This is a genomic window from Ruminococcus sp. RTP21484sp1_RTP21277st1_D2_RTP21277_210401, assembly GCF_040924225.1.
Classification (GTDB): Bacteria; Bacillota; Clostridia; order Lachnospirales; family Lachnospiraceae; genus Blautia_A; species Blautia_A faecis.
On record NZ_JBCOMJ010000007.1, the window covers coordinates 118,911 to 141,117 of the forward strand.

A 22,207-nucleotide genomic window follows, 5' to 3' on the forward strand; every position below is an offset into this window, starting at 1 on the left:
GTTTTATTTCGGTAATCTTATCACAAATGTACTTCCGCCACCCGGAGTATCCAGAATACGGATACTCCCTTTATGTAACGTCACAATTTCCCTGGCAATGCAAAGTCCAAGTCCAAAATGCTGTTTCTCCTTTCTGGCCGGATCAGCCCTGTAAAATCTTCGGAATACAGCCTCCTTATTCTCATCCGAAATTCCCGGACCATTATCCTGTACATAAAGCTGAAAATATTTTTCATTTTCTTTTACTCCCATTTCCATCCTGCCACCGACCGACACATAGCTTGCCCCGTTATCCAAAAGTATTCCCAGTACCTGACTGATTCTGGCACTGTCACACTTACAGATAGAAAGAGGCTCCTCTGGCAGAACTACTTTCAAGGAAATCTTTTTCCCATGCAGAATAGGCTGGTATTTCTCATATGTATCCAGAAGCAAGGTATCAAGCTCACAATCTGTCTTCATAATGCTCCAGGATTTATTGTCCGCATTTGCAAGAGAAAGCATATCCCCGATAAGCCGGGACATCCTGTCTCCCTCACTTTTTATGGTTTTCAAAAATCTGCCGGCATTTTCCCAGTCAGATTCCATTGCCTGTACACTTGACAATATCACAGCCAGCGGAGATCTCAGTTCATGGGATGCCGAAGCAATAAACTGGGTTTGTTTCCTTTGATTCTCTTCCAGAGGGCGAAGCATTTTTCCTGTAAAAAACCAGGAAAATGTAACCAAAGCCAGAACTGCAAGCAGCACCATACCTCCAAACCAGACTCTTTGATGAAAGATCTGTGTTTTCAACCCATCAAGAGGATATACCAACACCAGGCTTAACACGCCGCTTCCCTTAGGAATCAAGGCTGTACAGGCATAAAAATCTGAAGTTTCAAAATAAACCGTTTTGGAAAGAGAGAGGCTTCCCATATAGTCCACATCAAGCCCCTGCTCTTCCCGGGAAATTTTGGCAGCCTCTGTCAGCATATTTTCTACAGAGCTCAGATCCTCTTCCTTTTTATCCTGATTTTGGCTTTCTGTATCCAGCTTATCAAAATACAGCTTTTTTCCGTTATTCCGAATGCGAAATTCCACTTTGTATTCCTGCTTTGCTTCCAGTATCCACTTGTGAGAAAGCACAGTCTGATTTTCCAGATAAGCCACACAGGAATTTCCATTATTTAAAAATCTCTCGTAAGTATTATGGGTAAGCCCCCTCTCGGAGATCACAAGACAGGAAACTGCCATCAGGATCAGTATTCCGCTTGTGATCAGTGATGCAAATATGGTCATTTGCCTGTGAAGCTTTTTAAACATCTCTTACTCCTTATTCTGCCAGATACAGGTTCACCTGCTGCATGACTGCATTCGCAGCCTCATCAAGGCTGATTTCCCCATTCAGGTAACGCACTCCGTTTTCACAGACAGCACTGGTAATGATTGTATTATCCAAAACCGGAGTTGTAAGCATTTTTCCAAGCTGTTTTAATTCATTTACCTTATCAGCGGACGGAACTTTTATACTGTATACCAATTCCTGGCCGTTCTCACTGTTGCTGCTGCCGCCAGTGACTAACACGTTTCCAGCCTCTCCCTGATTCCAGTAGTCCTTTCCATTGTAAACAGATTCCACTACAGGGAAACCATCTTCTCTGGAAAGCATCTGTCCTTCCTCGGAAAATAAATATTCCACGAATTTCTCAGCAGCAGCTTTCTGGGAAGCTCTGGAGCTGATTCCGATTCGGTTGACCGGAATGAAACAATTTGCAATCTGCCCATTCCAAAGTGCATAGGCCAAGGAAGTATCTATCTCTGCCATAGAATTTACAAATGCAAAATCCAAAGGCGAAAAAATATCACCTAAAGCAAATTCACAGTTTCGGGAAAGCAGCACGGCAGTTTCTCCCGAAATACTGCCAGCTCTTTCATATACTGGCTGTTCACTGTCATCAAAAGCCTGTGGATAAGCAGCCTTTAATTCATCCATAGCATCCTTTCCAGCCTGATAAATTCTTTCGGACTGTTCCAGAAATTCCTTGATCTTTTCTTCGTCCAGAGTTCCATCCGCCTTCATCCATGCTGCGGAATTGTTATCTGCCAGTTTTTCCAGAAGTGCCTGTGGATACATGGAATAAAGTAAGGGCAGCTTATAGATGTTTTCCGAAGTCAGTCCATATTCATCCTTGTGCTTCGTGAGCACATCAGCAAGAGAAGCCAGATCTGTCACTGCCTGCACATCCTCCTTGTTTCCCTCTATCATAGGAATTCCAAATTTCACCGGCATCTCATAGATACTTCCATCCTCTTTTGTATAAGCACTTTCTATGTTGTCCAGTAATCCTGCCTCTTTCAGAATTCCACTTAAATCCTCCAGCATTCCCTGTTCTGCATAGGTTTCGGAAGAAATTCCGTCCAGAATCAGAATATCCGGTCCTTTTCCTGCCATAATTTCCGTATTCAGTGTTTTTAACGCATCTGTACGTGTTACACCATCGTTTCCAGACATTCCGGTTTCCAGTGTGAGATAAATATCCGGATATTTCTTCTGAAACATAACAACAGCCTGTCGAATACCGGAATTCTCTTCCAGGGAATATATGGTGAGCTCTGTATCCGGTACAGTTGGAGTATCTGCAGAATACTTATAAGAAACCAGCCTTCCACCATTTAAGCCAGAGTTGTAATCAACTTCACCAATGTAAAATACGCCTTCCGAATCCATTGCCATACAATTAAATGCCTTATTCGAAGAGCTTATGGAATTCAGGCTTCCATCAATTACCTGCTCAATTACATTGCCGCCAAATGCATAGCGGTATAAACCAGTCTGATCCACATAGAATATGGTATCTTTCTCATCCCCCTCCAAAAACAGTAAGGCAGTACCGGAGGAATTTCCAAATTCCAGATTTGCAGGAGTCTTTTTCAGCTGCGCAGTCAGTGCATCGCCTCCACTTGCCGGCTTACCGGAAGCCACATCGTAATAATGCACATCTCCATCTGCAATCACGATCAGATACTCTGAAGTCACGAACATATAATCTGTGGATTTTCCTTTCTCATACTCATGAACCACAGCTCCGTCAACAGGATTGATTTCCATGATTCCATTTCCTGAAATCTGTAAAAACAGGTTGCCATTTTCCCCAATATCTATACTCCATGCCATGGTTTCATCCAAAGCTTCTCCGATTTCAACCTTCTTTTCTTCACCATCAACCGGGCAATAATAATATTCCATACTTCCCATGCTGTTCTCATCTTCAGATTCTATATACACGCCAATCAGAATACTTCCGTCTCTCCCAAGCGCTGCTTTATAAATGGATTCCCCTTCCACACCGAAAAGACCGGCAACCTTCTTCCCTTCTTCCCAGGTCTTGCCCTTATCAGAGGACTGGTAGAGCATCAATTCGTAGTCACTGTTTCTTGCAAGCATTTTCAGGCTTTCCTCTTCCATAACCTGCAAATCCACAATCTCCATACATCCTTCCGGCACAGACAGTTCATTCTCCAGATACCGTCCCATTGCTTTGGATTCCACAGAATCTGCCTTGTCCTTCCCTCTGTCAGTACTGCCGCAGCCCATCAGGCTTCCCGCACCCGCAATGCATAGACTTACTGCTGTAGAAACAGACAGAACTTGTTTCCATTTTTTATATTTTTGCATATTAAAATTCTCCTTCCAGTGGTATGCAATAATCCTACCAAAGGAATCTCTATGTAATCTCTAAACAAGTATATCATGTTTCCCCTTATATTTTGCAAAATTTTAACCGGCGAAACATAACATTCTCTATAGCCTGTCCTAAAAGCATTCTCACAATCTGCACACTCCACTTTACACAAATAACTCAAAAACATACTTTGACGCATGAATTGACTCATAAAAAAAGAACAGCTCCAAACACAAATCATCTGATCCATGCTTTCAGCTGTTCATTTTTATAACAATATTAACATTTATTGCAAATATAAACCATTACTCACTTCTAAGTGCATCAATCGGATTCAGGTTAGCCGCCTTAACAGAAGGAAGCAGACCAAAGATGATACCGATCAGCATAGAGAATACTACAGAGCCTATAATCGCCGGAACACTAATGGCTGTAGGTGAGCCTGCCACCTTGGATACAACTTTTGAAAGTCCGATTCCAAGAACAACTCCGATAATACCTCCCACACTGGTAAGTACTGCTGCCTCCGTCAGGAACTGTCCCAGAATCACCTTCTTTCTGGCACCAATCGCCTTCTTCAGACCAATCTCCTTGGTACGCTCGGTTACAGATACCAGCATGATATTCATAACACCAATACCTCCAACCAGAAGAGAAATACTTGCGATCCAGATCAGCTGGGAGTTGGTGCTCTCACTTAAATCCTGAAGATCCTTTACCCGCTGCATAACATCATCTGCTTTATACTTGAAGCCACTGCTTCCACTGCCAGTGCTGCTGATGGATTTATTCAGAATCTTCGCTACTGCAGAACCAGTCTCACTCATGTTGTCCGTGCTGTCTACTTTGACGATCGCATTCTCAGGCTCATCAAATTTGTAAGAAATCGGCCAGCATTTATTTGGAATCATTACGGTTCCAATCACATTTTCATAATAGCTGTCGAAATCACTCGGTGTATCCATGTTTGGCAAGCTGTCAGCCGACTGGCGTACAACTCCTACAATTGTATAGGGTTCAGAACCGATCTCAATGATTTTTCCCACTGGATTAGCTCCCGGAAACATGGTATCAGCAGCATAGCTGTCCACCAGTGCCACCTTGCGGAAATTATCATAATCAGCCTGTACAAATCCCCTTCCGGAACGTACCTGATAACCGCAGGTATTCAGATAATTGGTATCAATGCCATAGACCTTACCGCCGGAAAAACTGCTGTTCTCATAGTAAACACTGCTGTTGTAGTCTGTTCTGCTATAGAAAAATGTTGCATTCTCCACATGGTCTGTTTTTAACACTTCATCCTTCAGGCTCTGACTGAGAAGCGGTGTAGAGCCGGAAGAACCGCCATCATAATAATCCACACTGTAAGCACTGTCACCCTGTGACAAAGTTACATTTACCGTGTTATTTCCAGAGCCGATCAGGTTATCCTTAATCTGCTCACTCGTTCCCTTAATCGTGGAAACAATGGCAATAATAGATGCAATACCGATAATAATACCCAGCATTGTAAGGAAAGATCTCATCTTGTGTGACCAGATTCCCTGGAATGCCAGACGTATATTTTCAAACATGAAATCCCTCCTTAACCAAGACCGCCATATGATGTGGAATCATATCCCATAAACGTATCCAGCGATCCTTCCTTTGTCTTCATACCTTCTTTGATGGATTTCGAATAAGGGAATGCAATCTTGTCATCCATGGACAAGCCGCCGCTTACCAATACATAAGCACCACCGTTTACATTCTCTTTTACCTTAACGATCTGTTTCTTCAGCACGCCATTGTCATCCTTATACACATAGCTTACGCCGTCTTCCGTACGGACAAAAGCCTTGGAAAGAACAATGCCATCCGTGCTCTGCGCCTGCTGCTCCAGCTGGATATCCACCCAGTCTCCAACACTTACCTGCACGGTGTCATCTGTGATCTTGGCAGTAAAATTATAAGAAGAAACATTTGGATTGCTGTCTCCATAGTAATAATAGGAGCTGTCTCCATCAACTGCATAATCAGAAACCTGGATCACCTCAGCCTCAAAATTCATATATCCATTCTCACCATAAGAATTGCAGTTCAAAATTGTGCCTTCCTTCACCTGGTCAAGCATAAGCTCCCCTACAGTTCCCTGTACGTAATAGCCGTCTTTGCTCTTAACGATCATAAAGGAATCAGATTCTGAATTGGTACCTGTAGCTGCATCTCCCACAGTGGTTACAATACCATCCAGCTTACTGGTGATCAGCTTTCTGTCTGCCTTCTTCTGAAGCTTGCTGATGCTGATTTCGCTCGCCTGCACATCCAGCTCCAGACTGGCGATCCGGTTCTTCTGAATCTTGATGGCCTCTGAACGGGACAGGGAAGAGCTTCCGCCACCACTGCCTCCATCACCAGGAATATCCGGCTCTTCATCTCCATTATCATACTGCATAGCCCCGTCAAGGGTAAAATCCATTTCTGCAAAGCGGTCAACTGGATTGCTGAGCATATTTCCATCAATCAGATAATATCCTGTACAGGATTTCTTTCGATTCGTGTAATCAGCAATGGTATCATTCTGATGGAACTCCAACAGATACCAGTATCCACCCGGATGAAGAAGAATGGTTCCGTCAGCATTATAGCCAGCCATCTTGTTCAGAAAAGCCCCGGTTACATTTACCTTGCCTTTTGCGCTGGAACAAAGATACAAATAAGGATCTTCTTCGGTTCCCGTTCCCTGATAAGGCTCTGTATCATAATCCAGAGTCAGGTAAAAAGGTTCCTCTCCATCTACAAATCCGTCATTTCCAACGGTAGCATGATTCTGTGAGGAACCAGAATTGCTTCCATCGAAAAATCCTCCCCGATTCGTGTCTGAAATATCACTGCTAAAACCATCACTTGAAGGTTCAGCATAAAATCCGGAAGCAGTACCCGGATCGCCAGAGCTATCCTCTGAATCATCTTCAGAATCATCTCCGGAATCAGCTTCTGTATCAGCAGAAAGATCTCCTGTGTCACCGCTTGTCATTTCATCTGCAGAACCAATATCTTCGTTTCCCACTTCCTGGGTATCTGCAGAAGTAATTTCCTCATTTCCAACTGCCTGAGCGTCTGCAAATCCATCTGTCACAGCAGCCAGAAGCATTGGCTGCAAAACAGCTGCCAGATAATGATCAGAAGCAGTTACTGCGGAAGACAGTTCATCATCTCCCGTAAGAGCTGAGCTGTCATCTTCTGTAGAATCCTCTCCTGAATCAATCAGATTGTCTGCGGAGGAAGAATCGGAATCAAGAATCGGTCCGCCATTTTGCAGGCTGGTAAGTCTTTTCTTTGCAGCAGCAAGATCCTGCTGCTGTTTCTGAAGCTTCAGCTTGGCAATGTTCAGTTCCATTTCCACAAGCGTCATGTCAAAAGAAATCAGCTTGTCTCCAGGCTTTACCTCATCCCCTTTGCTCACATAAATTTCCTGGATGATCATGTCTTTCTCTATGGAAATCCTCTGTGTTGCATTGGCATATACAGTTCCACTCAATGTGGTATCGGAATCATATCTCTCACCTGCCAGATCACTGACGCTTGCCACCAGCACTTCCTTCTGGCTTCCTTTCCGTACATACATCAGTCCACCGCCAATACCGGTTCCGACAAGAGCTGTGACTACCACACCTATTATAATTTTCTTCGCTTTTCCCATAGGATCACCTCTTTTCCTGAAGCTCACCATCGCGGATCATAACTACCCGCTTGGCATGTGCTGCAATATCCGGATCATGAGTGATCATAAGAACAGAAACGCCTTCATCATTCAGCTTCTGGAAAAGCTCCATAACCTGTCTGCCAGACTTACTGTCCAGTGCACCGGTAGGCTCATCAGCCAGAAGAAGTCTTGGATTATTTACAATGGCACGGGCGATGGCAACTCGCTGCATCTGTCCACCTGAGAGCTGATTGGGTCTGAAATCCACACGGTCTGCAAGCCCCACCCTGTCAAGTGCTGCAAAAGCGCGCTCGCGTCGCTCCTTCTTCGGCACATGAGCATAGTTCAGCGGCATTTCCACATTGGAAATAGCAGACTGTCTCGGCAGCAGGTGAAAGCTCTGAAATACAAATCCAATCTTGTTCAGACGGATATCTGACATCTCATTCTCAGAACATTTGCTGATGTCCTGCCCATCCAGGAAAAAAGTTCCCTTGGTTGCCTGATCCAGACAACCGATTATATTCATCAATGTAGATTTACCAGAACCGGAAGGTCCCATGATGGCTACATATTCGCCCTCTTCCATGGAAAAGTTTACGTCCTTCAATACGGGGACAATCATTTTTCCTTGCTGGTAATCTTTATAAATCCCCTTCAGTTCAAGTATCATCCTGCGGCCTCCGTATCATCAGAACCATACTGTCCAGGCTCATCAATGCTCTCATCAGTAAACTCTTCGGAATTATCTGTTTCAGAATCATCTTCCACAAAATCTTCATCAACAAAGTCTGTAGAAGTATCATCTGAACCATCAATCGCAGCATCCATGCTCTCATCTGAAACGCCTGTCTCAAAGTCCGCACTGGAATAGTCTCCATCCATAGGCTCCATGGTATCTCCGTCTGAGTACTCACTGCCATCCAGATTACTTTCCATATCAACAGCCTCCAGATCCTCATCTGTCATCTCAGATACGTCCTTTGTCCGCATTCCCTCTGCCAGGCTGTCTGACGGGAATGCAATACTGTCATCCTCAGTAAGGCCATCCGCGATCTCATATTCTGAAAGATCATCGTCATGCTGTCCAAGAACAACGAAGCGCTTCTCCAGCCTTCCCTTGGAATCTACAGCCCACACATATGGATTTTCTGTATCTGCATCCACAATATAATAATCTCCCAGCCAGATACCTTTCTTCTGCTCTTCCTGTCCCTCATCCATTTCTATGTATACATGCTGTCCTAACATAAGTCCCTCTGATGAATCCAGAGTTACATAGAAAGGATAGGTACTGGAATTTGTAGTATCATCACTGCTGGACATTCCAAAATAGGAATTACTGCTACTGCTGTTCGTAGAATTCTGCTCGTCCACAGCCCCCATAGTTCCATGCCAGATCTGATTCTCATCAACTCTGGATCGTACAATAACTGCGGAGCCTGGAACAACCGTTTTCCGGTTCTGCTCATTTACCTGCCCCTTAATACGGTAAGCACCTGTACTGAGAATGGTAATAAAAGAATTATCAGAAGAATCACTTCCGTAATCAGCTCCCATGCTGTCATCCAGAGTATCTCCGTCGTCACTTCCCAGCTTGCTGGTATCGATTTTCTGGATGACGCCATCGATTTCACTTCGTACTTCTGTATTGGTGGTAGCGGCCTGCAGCTTATCAATCTCTGCCTGCTTGCTCACCTGGTCATACTCGTTCTTCTTCAGGTTCATCTTATTGGTCTCAATCTCAATGGTGTAAGAAAGCTGGTTGTTCTTATTGGCTTTCTTCTTCTCTTTCTCAAGAGTGGATATCTGCGTATTGAGGCTGAGTGCTTCATTCTTCAGACGATCAAGAGCCAGCTGGGCTTCCTTCAGACTATCCTGGATACTGCTCAGGTCGTATTCAAAAAGCAGCTGTCCCTTCTTTACCTCATCTCCAACCTTCACCTTCACTTCGGTAACAGTTCGATTGTTCTCAATATTTACCTTTACCGTCTCCTGAGGTTCTACTACGCCTGCGAACCGGTTCAGCACTCCGGAATCTTCTCCAAGAAGAGTGCTGATCTTAGTCACATATGCAACTTCACCAGAAGCCGCTGCAGAATCCCCATAATTCTCTTTATAGTAATACCAGCCACCGGCACCAGCTGCTCCAGCAAGAATGATCAACCCTCCGATGACAAAACCTTTTTTCTTCATGGTTACCTCCTATACGATAACTCAATGGTTTTTCAATATCTTTTGCAATTATAACAGATATATCTCCACATCTGTCATCTGCATTTACCCTGTTTATAATAACAGATTCATCCCCAAAAGAAAAGTATTCTAAGCTAATAATGCAATTTTCACAATTTATTCACTCTTTTTTTAGAAATATCGTCTAAATTTTAGGCATTTTTGACTTTTATGAAAAAAAATGGTATAATAAAAAAGTTTTATAAACATTTTACGTAATAATTTGAAAGGAAAGAACTCTGTATGAAGTCAGTCAGATTTCTGCTTCCTCTTCTTTTGCTTCTCTGCACTTTTTCACTGTGCGGCTGTACCAGCAAAGAGGAGAAAAAAATCGAGGACGCAGTAAAGCAGGAACTGGATCAGCTAAAGAATCTGGATTCCGTTACCACACAGAAATACATCTCCTACCAGGAGCTTTTCCCCGGTGAACCCGAAGATATCGCTATTTCTTCTGATATTGAAGAAGTCTTTTCTCTCTTTTTCCAGGATTTTGATTATAAAATTCTGGATGTTAACGTAGACAAGGACAAACAATCCGCACAGGCGAATCTCAGGCTGGTCACTCTGGATGCCCATGCGCTTGCCGAAGATTTTTCCAAGGCGCAGCTGAAGCATGAAATTTCCCAGTCCGCTTCCTCTGAAGAAGCCACGGAACAGACCATTTCCCTTGAAGAGCGCTACACGCTTCTGGATGAACTGCTTAAGAGTAATGACTACCAGACTGTGGAGCGTAACTGCACCATCTCCTTAGACGCCTCAGATAAAGACGGCGAAACCAGTTGGGAGATCCGGCGCACCAATACACTGGAAAATGACCTTGTCGGCGGTCTTATGAACGATCTCACAGACCCGGATATTTTATCACCGGAAGACACAATCTTAGTTTATCTGAATACCCTGAAAAATATGACTGCAGAGGAACTGGGCAATTATTTAAATGCAGCTTCCATTATCAGCACAGAAGACCCTGCAAAGATCAGCCTTGCAGAAGCACTGGTAAAACAGGTTCACTCTACCTTTGATTATTCTATTGGGGAAACCACTGTTTCCGGCTATACAGCCACAGTTACAGCCAATATTACCACCTTTGACAGTGATGCTATTCTGGAAAATTATCAGAAGGAGCTGGATACCTATCTTGCCTCTGTGGATGCTGTTATCGACGGTGCCCAAAAACGATATGAAAAGTCCTACAGTCTGCTTCTTGAATATATTGAAGAAAATACAGCTACTAAAACAGTGAAAACAACTTTCACACTGATCAACGATGGCGCTTCCTGGAAACTTGAAGACGCAGGAACGGTGTTTGGACAGGCATTATTTGGAACTTTAAGTTCCAGCCCGGTAGAAGACGAACAGGAAACCAATGAATGATATAATTAAAATTTACGCCTCTGCAAATTTGTGCAGGGGCGTTTTTATTTGTGCTGACAGCAGATCCAAAGTCCATACCTGACAGACCCTGACAACATTCTTCCAAAAGAAAAATCCCACCCATTTTTGCAGGCAGGATTTTTCAGTCAGCTTATTCCAAATTATAAGCTAGATTATCTCTTGTTGTATTTCTTTTCTTATTCCTCAGTCTCTGGAGCAGCTTCTTTCTCAACTTCAAGTCCCAGCTCGTCCAGCTGTGCTTCGCTTACGCGCTGCGGTGCCTGAGTCATCAGACAGGATGCATCTTTTACCTTCGGGAATGCAATTACGTCACGAATGCTGTCAACCTTGGCAATGAGCATAACCAGACGGTCAAGACCATAAGCCAGTCCGGCGTGAGGCGGAACTCCGTATTTGAATGCATCCAGAAGGAATCCGAACTGCTCATGGGCAGCTTCCGGGGTAAATCCAAGCTCTTTAAACATTCTCTCCTGAATGTCATCCTGATGGATACGAACACTGCCGCCGCCGATCTCGTTACCATTCAGTACAATATCGTAAGCCTTCGCACGAACAGCGCCTGGATCTGTGTCGAGAAGCGGGATATCCTCATCCATCGGCATTGTAAATGGATGGTGCATAGCTGTGAAACGGTTTTCTTCCTCGCTCCACTCAAGAAGCGGGAACTCCGTTACCCATACGAAGCGGTATTCGTTCTTATCAAGAAGATCCATCTGTTTTGCAAGCTCCAGACGAAGTGCGCCAAGAACATCATAAACCAGTTTCTTCTTATCCGCTGCAAACAGAAGCAGGTCACCTGCTTTACCGTCCATGGCAGCTACAAGAGCATCCATCTCCTCATCTGTCATAAACTTGGCAAAGGAAGACTTTCTGGTGCCATCTTCTGCGATTGCAATGTATGCAAGACCTTTTGCACCATATCCCTTGGCAAACTCTACTAACTTGTCAATTTTCTTACGAGGCATGCTGCCCTGGCCTTCTGCGTTGATACCACGAACGCTTCCACCCGCTTCAAGTGCACCTGTAAATACAGAGAATCCACAGTTCTTCACAATATCGCTTACATCATGAAGCTCCATGCCAAATCTCATATCCGGTTTATCAGAACCGAAACGATCCATTGCTTCTTGCCATGTGATTCTCTCGATTGGAAGTTTCACATCGATACCAAGAACCTCTTTGAACAGGTAGGAAAGATATCTCTCATTTACATCGATTACATCATCTACATCTACGAAAGAAAGTTCCATATCGATCTGTGTGAACTCCGGCTGACGGTCAGCACGAAGATCCTCATCACGGAAGCATCTTGCAATCTGGATGTATCTGTCATATCCGGAACACATCAGAAGCTGTTTGTACAGCTGCGGTGACTGCGGCAGACCATAGAAGCAGCCAGGATGTACACGGGATGGCACCAGATAATCTCTTGCACCTTCAGGAGTACTCTTTCCAAGCATAGGAGTCTCAATCTCCAGGAATCCCTCGTTTGTGAAAAAGGATCTTGTCAGCTGCATTACACGGCTCTTCAGGATCAGGTTTCTCTGAAGATCCGGACGTCTTAAGTCAAGGTAACGGTATTTCAGGCGTACATCCTCTTTTGTTTTGCTGTTCTCCTCAACCGGGAATGGCGGAACTTCTGCCTCGGAAAGAACACGGAGAGATTTTGCTCTCACTTCGATCTCACCTGTTGCAAGATTCTCATTTACTGCACCACCACGTTTCTCAACGGTTCCGGTAACTGCGATCACAAACTCACTTCTCAGCTTGCCGGCTTTGGCAAAGCCTTCCTCATCAATGGAACCATTTTCAAAGATCAGCTGCATAATACCACTGCGGTCACGTAAATCTACGAAAATGATTCCTCCTTTATCTCTTGCTTTCTGAACCCATCCCATAAGTGTTACTTCGCTGCCTACCATCTGTGTGGTCACTTCTGCACATCGACAGGTTCTGTGCAGTCCCTGCATACTCTCAGCCATTTTAAGGCGCCTCCTTATTCTATGGGGTTTCCCCCAGCTTTCTCTGATTATGAACCATTCAGCTGTATTGCTTTAAATGATCCATAAAATATCATTGACGGCTGTTTTTCAAAAACAACACGTTAAATCTCTTTATCAGCGTTTAAAGAATTCCACAAATTCCGTATAGCCTTCAGCTGTCATCTGGTCTTTCTGGAATTTCTTATTCTTCTTCATAATAGAGATATTGACCTGAACTCCGGTCTTTCTCTCTTCTTCTGCCTGACGGAAAATCTCAATCAGCTTGTCTGACGGCATATTTTTCTCAATAAGATATGCCTTCTTAGTCTTTGCTGTGGGAATCTGATATCCTCTTTCAAGAAGGAGCATAACAATACGCTCAAATCCAATAGAGAATCCGCATGCACTTGTACTGTTTCCTGTAAATTTACCAATCATCTCATCATAACGTCCGCCGCCGCCAACGCTGCCGCCAAACTCATCCATGGAAATTTCGAAGATCGGACCGGTGTAATAAGACATGCCGCGAACCAGTGTAGGATCAAATGCCATCTTAAAGTCAGCAGTCTTCACAGCTTCCACAGTGGAAATGATCGTCTCGAGATCTGCTGCAATCTGTTCGTCAAGAACATCTGCCAGTTTCTCCTTGCAATATCTTACGCCCTGGATATCTGAGCTGATTTCTTTAAACATCGCAAGATAAGTATCAATGCTTTCTTTTGCAAAGCCTTCCTCTTCCAGTTCTTTCGCTACGCCCTCAAGACCAATCTTATCCATTTTGTCAAGAATGATAAATACAGTATCAAAGCTTTCCTTCGGAAATCCGCTATACTCAGCCATAGCCTTCAGAATACGGCGGTCATTGATACGGATAGTGAAATTATGGAAGTCAAGCTTGCCAAGAAGTGTAGTAGTCGCAAGTACCAGCTCGATTTCTGCCATATAAGTAGGCTCACCTAAAATGTCAATGTCACACTGCATAAACTGACGGAAACGTCCTCTCTGCGGACGATCAGCTCTCCATACGTATCCCATCTGAAGTGCCTTAAATGGTCCAGGCAGTTCATTAGAGTTATTTGAATAATATCTGGAAAGAGGTACTGTCAGATCATAGCGAAGACCTGAATCCACAAGATCAGCTTCTTCTTTTGCCTGGTCAAGTTTCAGCTTCTCACCTCTTTTTAAGATTTTGAAAATCAGCTTCTCGTTATCACCGCCCTGTTTGCTGCACAGGTTCTCAATGTGCTCCACTCCCGGAGTCTCAATTGAAGTAAATCCAAAGGAACCATATGTCTCACGGATCAGTCCTGTAACGTAGTTACGGACTTCCATCTCCTTTGGTAAAATATCTTTCATGCCGGTAACCGGCTTCTTCTTTAATGCCATGTGTCCTCCTTATTTACCAGCCTGGCTGGCGTGTACTACTCTTTGAAATGCAAGAAATACTTCCAGATCAAAGTTTTTTATTTCATCTATCATCAATTCCATCACAGTATGCTTATCAAAAGCCTTGCGGTAAGACCGCTCCTGACTCAATGCACAGAATACATCGCATACACGAAGAATCCGGGCACCAATGGGAATCTCCTTCCCTGCCAGATTGGACGGATAACCGCTTCCATCGTAATTTTCATGATGATAAAGAATACTCTCAAGAACAAAATCCGAATAGCCCTGGTCTTTCAGTTCCTCATAGCCAAGTGTAGAATGCATGCGGACATATTTCAATTCCTCAATTACCATGGGATTACTTTCCTGCCCGTTGATATAGCTTCTCAGTTTCAGCTTTCCTATGTCGTGAAGCATTCCTGCAATTGCAAGATCGTAACACTGCTCATGAGGAAGTCCAAGCTCCTTACTTAACGCGTACGCCAGATTACTCACTGCGATTCCATGCCTTAACTCTGCTGATAAATCAAATTCCAGAACTCTGTCGGATGTTTCTGACTGTTCACTGGAAAGCTTTTCCAAGAATTTTCCCTCCCTCCTACAACCAGGTTCCAATTCCTGTTCGCTTTCTTTCAATCATCTCATCAATACGGGCAATATAGCTTGTGACATCTTTCACATTCTCCACCCGCTCAATACGTTTGCCATGGTCAAAGACCAGTTTGGAAGAACCGCCTGCTCCAAGAGCAATGATCGGTTGTTTTTCTTCCATAATCAGTATATTGTAAATCCCGGCTTTGTCAACCTTTGCATAGCCTACATTTTCAAAATTTCCCTTCATATTCTTCTGACGGTACAGATAGTAAGGTCCCATTTCCATGGAATATGCAGTCTGCTGTGTCAGATCCATGATCTCCTGGTTATTTTCAAATGTCATCTCCTGATATTTGTCCTTAAACATATTCAGGCGTGCTGCACGCTTCACAGCCAGAGAATGTACGGTAAGGCTGTCCGGGGAAAGCTCTTTTACTTTCTCCAATGTGTATTTCACCTTGGAAATATCCTCTCCAGGCAGTCCTACAATGAGATCCATGTTAATATTGTTATAATTCAGCTCTCTGGCAAGATGGAAAGCTTCTATGGTCTGTGCCACAGTATGACGTCTTCCAATGATTTCCAGAGTATCCTGATTCATGGTCTGGGGATTAACAGAAATTCTGGTCACAGGAAATTCTTTAATTGTCTCAAGCTTCTCCCTTGTAATACTGTCTGGTCTGCCAGCTTCAATGGTAAATTCTACAAGTCCATCAAAACCAAAGGACTCTCCCAGCTGTTCAAGAAGCCTTTTCAGCTGATACGGCTCTAACGTGGTAGGTGTGCCTCCGCCGATATAAATCGTATCCAGCTTGTAGTTCTTCATCATCCTGGCCGTTTCGCGAATTTCCAGACATAAAGCATCCAGATATTCATCTACTCTTTTTGCCCAGAGCTTCAAAGGGTAGGAGCTGAAGGAACAATACAAACAGATACTTGGACAAAAGGGAATACCTACATATAAGCTGTAACCATGCTCATAATCAATATCCTGAAGAAGTGCCCGCTCCCTGTTTGCTATGGTGATGGCAAGAGCAGTTTTCTTTGCGCTTACCAGGTAACGCTCCCGCATTTCCTGTGCAATCTCGGTATTTTTCATACCACTCTCGATCATCCCCATGGCAAGCTTGGCCGGACGAATTCCCGTAAGATTCCCCCATGGAAGGGTTCTGCCGGTAAGCTTCACCAGAACATTGTACAGTGCATATTTCAGACTGTCCTTGTTGGCTTTACGAAGCTCATGGGCATCCCTGAGTTTCTCATGAGTTTCCTGACTGGAATCCCCGTCTGCCCCCCGGATCACCTCTGCGCTGGCAACACCTTTTTGATCCTTCGTCTCATATTTTATAACAAAATTGTCATTTTCTTTTTTCACAGTAAAGAAGATATCGTACTCCTCTTCGTCTTTTTCGTAGAGGCTGTGGATATCTCCTTCCGGATAAAATGCTTTTATTAATTCATATATATCATGCTCGAAATCCCTGTCAAGCAGCAGGATTCCTATTTTACACAAATGGATTGTACCTCTTTTCGTAACCGATAGTTGTAGATGTATCATGCCCCGGATAAACATTTGTTTCATCTGGAAGGGCATTTAACAGCTTATGAAGGCTCTCCCGGATTTCACGGGAACTGCCGCCTGGAAAATCCGTTCTTCCAACAGAACCGCAGAATAATGTATCCCCGCTGAACAGAACCCTTTCGTCTTTCAGATAGTAGCAACAGCTTCCTTTCGTGTGTCCTGGAGTGTGGAGCATCTGAATAGAAAATCCAGCAGCTTCAAATACTTGCAGGTCCTCCAGAAAAACATCAGGACGCACAGAACATGGTTTATGCATCCGGTCAGTCATATTCACAGAAGGCTCCCGAAGCATTTCTTCTTCCTGGCGGCAGGCATAAACCGGAATCTGATACTCAGCTTTCACAGCCTGTACTGCCATAATGTGGTCAAAATGTCCATGAGTCAGAAGGATTCCTACCGGCTTTGCCCCCATATCTTCCACCTTCTGAAAGATTCTCTTCGGTGAATCTGCCGGATCAACGATCAGTGTTTCACCAGTTTCTTTATTTTTTAAAAAGTAGCAATTGGTATATACAGGGCCAAGAACCATCTGCTGTAATTCAAGTTTTCCCATAGATTATCCTTTCATGGCAGCTGATATGCCATTTATGTTATTATTCCGTTATTGTCCGTGTCCTGACCGGTAACATACCATCCAATGCTCAACGTACTGTATATCTCCAGCCAGTTCACATTTCCATTGTTTCTCAGCCTGTAGTTCTTTCTACATCCAAAACACTTTCCAGCTGACGTATCTTCTCGATAAGGGAATTCAGTTCATCCTTACAGCTGACGTTAAAGCTTACAGAAATAGTGGCCTTCTCCTGCTTGTTTGTTCGGCAGTTAATATTTCGGATGTCAATCTTACGCTCTGTAAAGATCTTGGAAATATCAACCAGAAGACCGGTACGGTTATTGGCATATACATTGATCTCAGCCATGTAATGCTCATCCGGCTTGATCTCCGGATCCTGCCACTCTGCTTCCAGAAGACGTCTTCTGTCCATTTCAGACATATTCATCACATTTACACAGTCAGTTCGATGAATGGTAACACCACGGCCTCTTGTAACATATCCAACAATCTCATCACCGGGAATCGGATTACAGCATTTGGAGAAGCGTACTGCAACGTCATGAATGCCCCGTACTACAATGCCGCTCTTGCTCTTGATATGATGCTTCTTATCCTGATTCTCTGCGGCTGCTGCCTCCAGAACTTCTTCATCTGTGAGATTCTTTTTATTCTCTTTATCATAAGCTTCTACAAGCTTATTAAATACCTGTCCCTCTTTCAGTCCGCCATGTCCGATGGCGGCAAGTACAGAATCCCAGTCACGGAAACCATATTTACGAAGGACTGCGTCCAGATACTGAGTCTTGGTGTAATTAGCGAATTTAAAGCCCTTGCTCTTGGCATATTGGGCAAGCATTTCCTTACCCTTCAGAATATTATCTTCCTTCAGTTCTTTCTTGAACCACTGATTGATTTTATTTCTGGCCTGTGTGCTCTTGACCACCTTCAGCCAGTCACGGCTTGGTCCCTGAGAATTCTGGGAAGTAATGATTTCAATACGGTCACCATTCTGGATCCGGTATTCAATGGGCACCAGTTTGCCATTTACCCTGGCACCTACCATTTTGTTTCCTACAGCACTGTGCACGCTGTATGCAAAATCAATGGGGGTGGAGCCGTTAGGAAGGGTTTTCACATCTCCCTGTGGAGTAAAGCAGTATACACTGTCTGCAAACAGATCCAGATCATTTTTCAGAAGACTCATGAACTCTTTATTATCGGACATGTCTCTCTGCCATTCCAGGATCTGGCGCAGCCAGTTCAGCTTCTCCTCCTCACGATTGCCTGAGGAAGCCTTACCGTCAGAAGCCTCTTTATACTTCCAATGTGCAGCAATACCGTACTCGGCAGTCTTATGCATCTCAAAGGTTCTAATCTGAATTTCAAAAGGCTGTCCATTCGGTCCGATCAGCGTGGTATGCAAAGACTGGTACATATTTGGTTTGGGCATTGCAATATAGTCCTTGAAACGTCCTGGAATTGGCTTATACATCTCATGGATCACACCAAGTGCCGCATAACAGTCCTTCACTGTATCTACCAGGATACGCACTGCAAACAGATCATAAATCTGGTCAATCGTCTTGTTCTGATTTACCATCTTTTTATAGATACTGAAAAAGTGTTTTACACGACCGTCAACCTGTGCTTTAATTCCAGCTTCTACCATATGCTGATGCACAGTTTTGACAATATTCCCTACAAATTCCTCGCGGACGCTTTTACGAAGTGCTACTTTCTCAACCAGATCATAATAAACATCCGGCTTCAGATATTTCAGCGAAAGGTCATCCAGCTCTACTTTAATCTTGGAAATACCAAGACGCTGTGCAATAGGCGCATAGATGTCCATCGTCTCTCTTGCCTTCTCCTTCTGTTTCTCCGGAGTCATGTACTGAAGAGTACGCATATTATGAAGACGGTCTGCAAGCTTGATCAGAATAACACGGATATCCTTTGCCATGGCAAGGAACATCTTGCGAAGACTCTCTGCCTGCAGCTCTACTTTATCCTTGGAATAGGATAGCTGACCGATCTTAGTTACCCCATCTACCAGAAGCGCAACCTCAGGTCCAAATTCTCTGGTGATCTCATCGCAGGTCATCCAGGTATCTTCAACAGCATCGTGAAGAAGGCCTGCTACAATGGTTTCCTTATCCAGTTCCAGATCCGCCAGAATAATGGCAACACATAAAGGATGAATAATGTAGGGTTCCCCGGACTTTCTCTTCTGATCCTTGTGGGCTTCCCTTGCAGTCTCGTATGCCTTCTGGATCATGGTTATGTCCGTAGAAGGATGATATTTCTTTATGCTGGCAATCAGCTCATTATATAATACTTCAGGGCTTGTAAAGTCGTGCATGGATTTTACAGCTGCATCTGCTTTCTTCACAGACTCCAGCTTCTCCATATCCTCTTTTGATACTTCAGGCTCCTTGCCCTGCTCGTTAACAATATCAGCCATATTTCACACCTGCCTGTTTAAATACTATCTGCGTCAGCATCCGCCCACCTGTTTCCCCGGGGGAATCTGGCGAAACAGACACATCCTTTATTTACCTTCATAACGGATTACAGAAGCAACGTCATATTTCTCCAGTTTCTTACGTCCCTCAAGACCTGCAAGTTCCATCAGAAATACGATCTTCACTACCTCTCCTCCAAGCTGCTCTACCAGTTTCGCTGCTGCTTCAACTGTACCGCCTGTTGCGATCAGATCATCAATGATAACTACCTTCTGTCCTGGCTTGATGGCATCCTTGTGAATCTCAATCTCAGCTTTGCCATATTCCAGATCGTAGCTTGCAGAAACGGTCTCACATGGGAGTTTCCCTTTCTTACGTACTGGTACAAAAGACTTATGAAGATTATACGCAATTGGCATTCCGAAAATAAATCCACGGGATTCTGTTCCCACTATTACATCCACATCCACATCCTTCAGACAATCCTGCATGGAATCAATTGCAAGCTTCAGTCCGTCTGCGTCCTGAAGGATACTGGTAACATCTCTGAAAATAATGCCTGGTTCTGGAAAATCAGGTATACTTCTTACATATTCTTCTATTTTTTTCATAATAGCCTCCTCAGATTAATGGATGTTGTGGGGAAAGCATCAGCCACCCCAGAGCGTGTTTAAAAAAAGCCTTTTTTCAAACACATTCTAGCATCATAAATATCTTTTAGTATAACACTTTTTAAATCGGGAATCAACGCAAAACCGACAGGCTCACTGGAAATACTGCATTTTTCGTGGTTTTACATGATTATCCCCTTTTTAGCAGTAATTTTGTATGACAATTTGCAAAGAGTCTCTTCCCATATAGGAGTTGATCTTCGGATAATAGGTTACAGAAATAGTTCCATGAGACCTTGCAAACTCTGCAAACTCCTTTGCCTCGCCCCAGTAAACCCCATCCATCACCGTGCCGGATTCGTCCATCAGCTGCAATTTCACTGTATTCTGAGTCTTTCCATATATTCCGGTTTTTAAAACGCGGAGATTTTTCTGGGCAAAAACAGGCTTCGCATTTCCTTTTCCAAAGGGTTCCAGAACAGAGAGCTGACGGATCAGATTCTCGTTTATGTAAGAAATGGGCATTGGTACATCGATCACGATTTTGGGGATCATATCTTCTTCTGTCAAGGTACAGTTTTCATTGAGCTGACGGCGAAATGCTTCCACGTTTGCTTCTTCTATAGAAAGACCTGCTGCCATAGGATGGCCGCCATACTGGAGCAACAGACTGTCACATTTTACAAGTTCCTCATACATGGAATAATTTTCTGTAGATCTGCCGCTGCCTTTCACCGATTTTTCCCCTCTTGTAAGAACAAATGCAGGCTTGTGATATTTTTCACGGATTCTTCCTGCTATGATTCCTGCAAGACTCTCATGACAATCCGGCAAAAATACAACCATTACTCTGTCATTTTTCAGATCACTGCCATTAATCAGCTTGTAAGCAGCTTCTGTGCCCTGTTCCGTCAGTGCCTTACGGCTGTCATTCAATGCTTTCAGATCGTTTGCAAGCTTTGCAGCCTCTTCTTCATCTTCACACTGCAAAAGGGACAGGGAGCGCATGGCTGTATCCAGTCTTCCGCTGGCATTAATGCACGGACCAAGGCGGAAACCAATATCATAGGAACTGATTTTCTGATTTTCCAAACCAATTGCTCTTATCAAAGCTTTCAGTCCCTTATTTTTTGTATGAGGCAGACGTAAAAGTCCCTCTTTTACAAGAATACGGTTTTCTCCCTGAAGGTCCATAATATCTCCAACTGTAGCGATAGCCGCAGGTTCCAGATAATCTTCTTTCTCACTCTCCGGGATTCCATATTTCTCATACAATGCAAAAACCAGTTTCATTGCAACCACTGCGCCACAGATATTTTTATTTGGATACGTACAGTCAGACTGTTTTGGATTGATAATTGCATCTGCCAGAGGAAGCTTGTATTTTCGCCCTTCTTCTGTATCTTCAAAAGGGACCTCGTGGTGATCCGTCACTACCACTGTCATGCCCATTTTTTTTGCAAATGCAATCTGATCTGCAGCCGAAATTCCATTGTCACAGGTCACGATCGTATCTACTCCATCCTCTTTTGCTTTCTCTATAAGATGATTATGAATTCCATATCCATCTGCAATGCGGTCCGGAATATAGGTATCTACATTCGCCCCCAGGCGTTTAAATCCTTTTAACAGAATATAAGTTGCAGTTACACCGTCAATATCATAATCTCCTATAATTCTCATCCTGGTTCCCAGATCTATTTTTTGCGAAATAATTTCCACAGCTTTGTCAATATCCTTCAGACTTTTCCAGGATGGAATGTCATCCAGGGTTCCGTTCAGATACTGATTAATTTCTGCATCTTCTGTAATATCCCTGTTCCGAATAATCCTGGCGATCACCGGATCTATTCCATACTTCCGGCCAATCTCCTGAAAATCAGCTCTTTTCGCCGCTAATACCCATTTTTCCATGCTCTGTCTCCTGTTGTAAATTGTATTGCTATTTAGTGTGTTGAAAAGTTCTTTAGGAGGGACGCATTTGGACAATGTGTATTACTCACTCGCCGGCGCAACGCTCCAGCGAACTAATCGCTAACTGCGAC

The 22,207-nt window shown here is 43.8% G+C and carries 15 protein-coding genes; 1 reads left to right on the plus strand and 14 read right to left on the minus strand.

What is annotated here, in order from left to right:
* Positions 1-3: 3 nt before the first annotated feature.
* The 6 genes from AB5706_RS07100 to AB5706_RS07125 all read right to left on the minus strand — a co-directional run bounded on the left by AB5706_RS07100 (position 4) and on the right by AB5706_RS07125 (position 9,549).
* Positions 4-1,305 (minus strand): sensor histidine kinase, encoded by a 1,302-nt coding sequence (locus AB5706_RS07100; RefSeq protein ID WP_368365963.1) that lies wholly within the window; start codon positions 1,303-1,305, stop codon positions 4-6.
* Between the two features lie 10 nt (positions 1,306-1,315).
* Positions 1,316-3,658: an extracellular solute-binding protein gene (locus AB5706_RS07105; RefSeq protein ID WP_368365964.1), complete on the minus strand. Its 2,343-nt coding sequence runs from the start codon at positions 3,656-3,658 to the stop codon at positions 1,316-1,318.
* 312 nt (positions 3,659-3,970) lie between these two features.
* Positions 3,971-5,242 (minus strand): ABC transporter permease, encoded by a 1,272-nt coding sequence (locus AB5706_RS07110; protein ID WP_173735047.1) that lies wholly within the window; start codon positions 5,240-5,242, stop codon positions 3,971-3,973.
* Between the two features lie 11 nt (positions 5,243-5,253).
* Positions 5,254-7,350, minus strand: coding sequence for a hypothetical protein (locus AB5706_RS07115; protein ID WP_368365965.1), 2,097 nt, complete (start codon positions 7,348-7,350; stop codon positions 5,254-5,256).
* Between the two features lie 4 nt (positions 7,351-7,354).
* Positions 7,355-8,026 carry an ABC transporter ATP-binding protein gene (locus tag AB5706_RS07120; protein WP_148461915.1) on the minus strand — a complete coding sequence of 224 codons (672 nt, stop codon included), beginning with the start codon at positions 8,024-8,026 and terminating at the stop codon, positions 7,355-7,357.
* Positions 8,023-9,549 carry an efflux RND transporter periplasmic adaptor subunit gene (locus AB5706_RS07125; protein WP_368365966.1) on the minus strand — a complete coding sequence of 509 codons (1,527 nt, stop codon included), beginning with the start codon at positions 9,547-9,549 and terminating at the stop codon, positions 8,023-8,025. The genes AB5706_RS07120 and AB5706_RS07125 overlap by 4 nt, the downstream gene beginning before the upstream one ends.
* A gap of 282 nt (positions 9,550-9,831) precedes the next feature.
* On the opposite strand from AB5706_RS07125, the gene AB5706_RS07130 reads away from it, so the two are divergent.
* The gene (locus tag AB5706_RS07130) at positions 9,832-10,962 is read left to right on the plus strand and encodes a hypothetical protein (protein ID WP_173770073.1); all 1,131 of its coding nucleotides are present in this window, start codon (positions 9,832-9,834) and stop codon (positions 10,960-10,962) included.
* Positions 10,963-11,159: 197 nt separating this feature from the next.
* On the opposite strand, the gene aspS is transcribed toward AB5706_RS07130, so the two are convergent.
* From aspS to recJ, 8 genes are all read right to left on the minus strand, one after another.
* A complete protein-coding gene (gene aspS, locus AB5706_RS07135; RefSeq protein ID WP_148461918.1) occupies positions 11,160-12,965 on the minus strand; it encodes an aspartate--tRNA ligase in 1,806 nt (601 codons plus the stop codon).
* Positions 12,966-13,100: 135 nt separating this feature from the next.
* Complete coding sequence (gene hisS, locus AB5706_RS07140) at positions 13,101-14,351, minus strand: histidine--tRNA ligase (protein WP_195699974.1); 1,251 nt, start codon at positions 14,349-14,351, stop codon at positions 13,101-13,103.
* A 9-nt stretch (positions 14,352-14,360) separates the two neighbouring features.
* A complete protein-coding gene (locus AB5706_RS07145) occupies positions 14,361-14,936 on the minus strand; it encodes an HD-GYP domain-containing protein (protein ID WP_118579396.1) in 576 nt (191 codons plus the stop codon).
* 16 nt (positions 14,937-14,952) lie between these two features.
* Positions 14,953-16,461, minus strand: coding sequence for a coproporphyrinogen dehydrogenase HemZ (gene hemZ / locus AB5706_RS07150; RefSeq protein WP_330382703.1), 1,509 nt, complete (start codon positions 16,459-16,461; stop codon positions 14,953-14,955).
* Positions 16,454-17,083 (minus strand): MBL fold metallo-hydrolase, encoded by a 630-nt coding sequence (locus AB5706_RS07155; protein WP_173735053.1) that lies wholly within the window; start codon positions 17,081-17,083, stop codon positions 16,454-16,456. Before AB5706_RS07155 ends, hemZ begins: the two co-directional genes overlap by 8 nt.
* Positions 17,084-17,216: 133 nt before the next feature.
* The gene (locus AB5706_RS07160) at positions 17,217-19,496 is read right to left on the minus strand and encodes a RelA/SpoT family protein (protein WP_334285875.1); all 2,280 of its coding nucleotides are present in this window, start codon (positions 19,494-19,496) and stop codon (positions 17,217-17,219) included.
* 141 nt (positions 19,497-19,637) lie between these two features.
* Positions 19,638-20,162, minus strand: a complete 525-nt coding sequence (locus tag AB5706_RS07165) for an adenine phosphoribosyltransferase (protein WP_195392074.1) — start codon at positions 20,160-20,162, stop codon at positions 19,638-19,640.
* A gap of 201 nt (positions 20,163-20,363) precedes the next feature.
* Positions 20,364-22,076 (minus strand): single-stranded-DNA-specific exonuclease RecJ, encoded by a 1,713-nt coding sequence (gene recJ / locus AB5706_RS07170; RefSeq protein ID WP_173770070.1) that lies wholly within the window; start codon positions 22,074-22,076, stop codon positions 20,364-20,366.
* Between the last annotated feature and the right edge of the window lie 131 nt (positions 22,077-22,207).

What these genes read in the sequence shown, in the direction of transcription:
- AB5706_RS07100 (WP_368365963.1), bottom strand. Translation starts at nt 1,305, where the DNA reads ATGTTTAAAAAGCTTCACAGGCAAATGACCATATTTGCATCACTGATC.
- AB5706_RS07105 (WP_368365964.1), bottom strand. Translation starts at nt 3,658, where the DNA reads ATGCAAAAATATAAAAAATGGAAACAAGTTCTGTCTGTTTCTACAGCA.
- AB5706_RS07110 (WP_173735047.1), bottom strand. Translation starts at nt 5,242, where the DNA reads ATGTTTGAAAATATACGTCTGGCATTCCAGGGAATCTGGTCACACAAG.
- AB5706_RS07115 (WP_368365965.1), bottom strand. Translation starts at nt 7,350, where the DNA reads ATGGGAAAAGCGAAGAAAATTATAATAGGTGTGGTAGTCACAGCTCTT.
- AB5706_RS07120 (WP_148461915.1), bottom strand. Translation starts at nt 8,026, where the DNA reads ATGATACTTGAACTGAAGGGGATTTATAAAGATTACCAGCAAGGAAAA.
- AB5706_RS07125 (WP_368365966.1), bottom strand. Translation starts at nt 9,549, where the DNA reads ATGAAGAAAAAAGGTTTTGTCATCGGAGGGTTGATCATTCTTGCTGGA.
- AB5706_RS07130 (WP_173770073.1), top strand. Translation starts at nt 9,832, where the DNA reads ATGAAGTCAGTCAGATTTCTGCTTCCTCTTCTTTTGCTTCTCTGCACT.
- aspS (WP_148461918.1), bottom strand. Translation starts at nt 12,965, where the DNA reads ATGGCTGAGAGTATGCAGGGACTGCACAGAACCTGTCGATGTGCAGAA.
- hisS (WP_195699974.1), bottom strand. Translation starts at nt 14,351, where the DNA reads ATGGCATTAAAGAAGAAGCCGGTTACCGGCATGAAAGATATTTTACCA.
- AB5706_RS07155 (WP_173735053.1), bottom strand. Translation starts at nt 17,083, where the DNA reads ATGGGAAAACTTGAATTACAGCAGATGGTTCTTGGCCCTGTATATACC.
- AB5706_RS07160 (WP_334285875.1), bottom strand. Translation starts at nt 19,496, where the DNA reads ATGGAGAAGCTGGAGTCTGTGAAGAAAGCAGATGCAGCTGTAAAATCC.
- AB5706_RS07165 (WP_195392074.1), bottom strand. Translation starts at nt 20,162, where the DNA reads ATGAAAAAAATAGAAGAATATGTAAGAAGTATACCTGATTTTCCAGAA.
- recJ (WP_173770070.1), bottom strand. Translation starts at nt 22,076, where the DNA reads ATGGAAAAATGGGTATTAGCGGCGAAAAGAGCTGATTTTCAGGAGATT.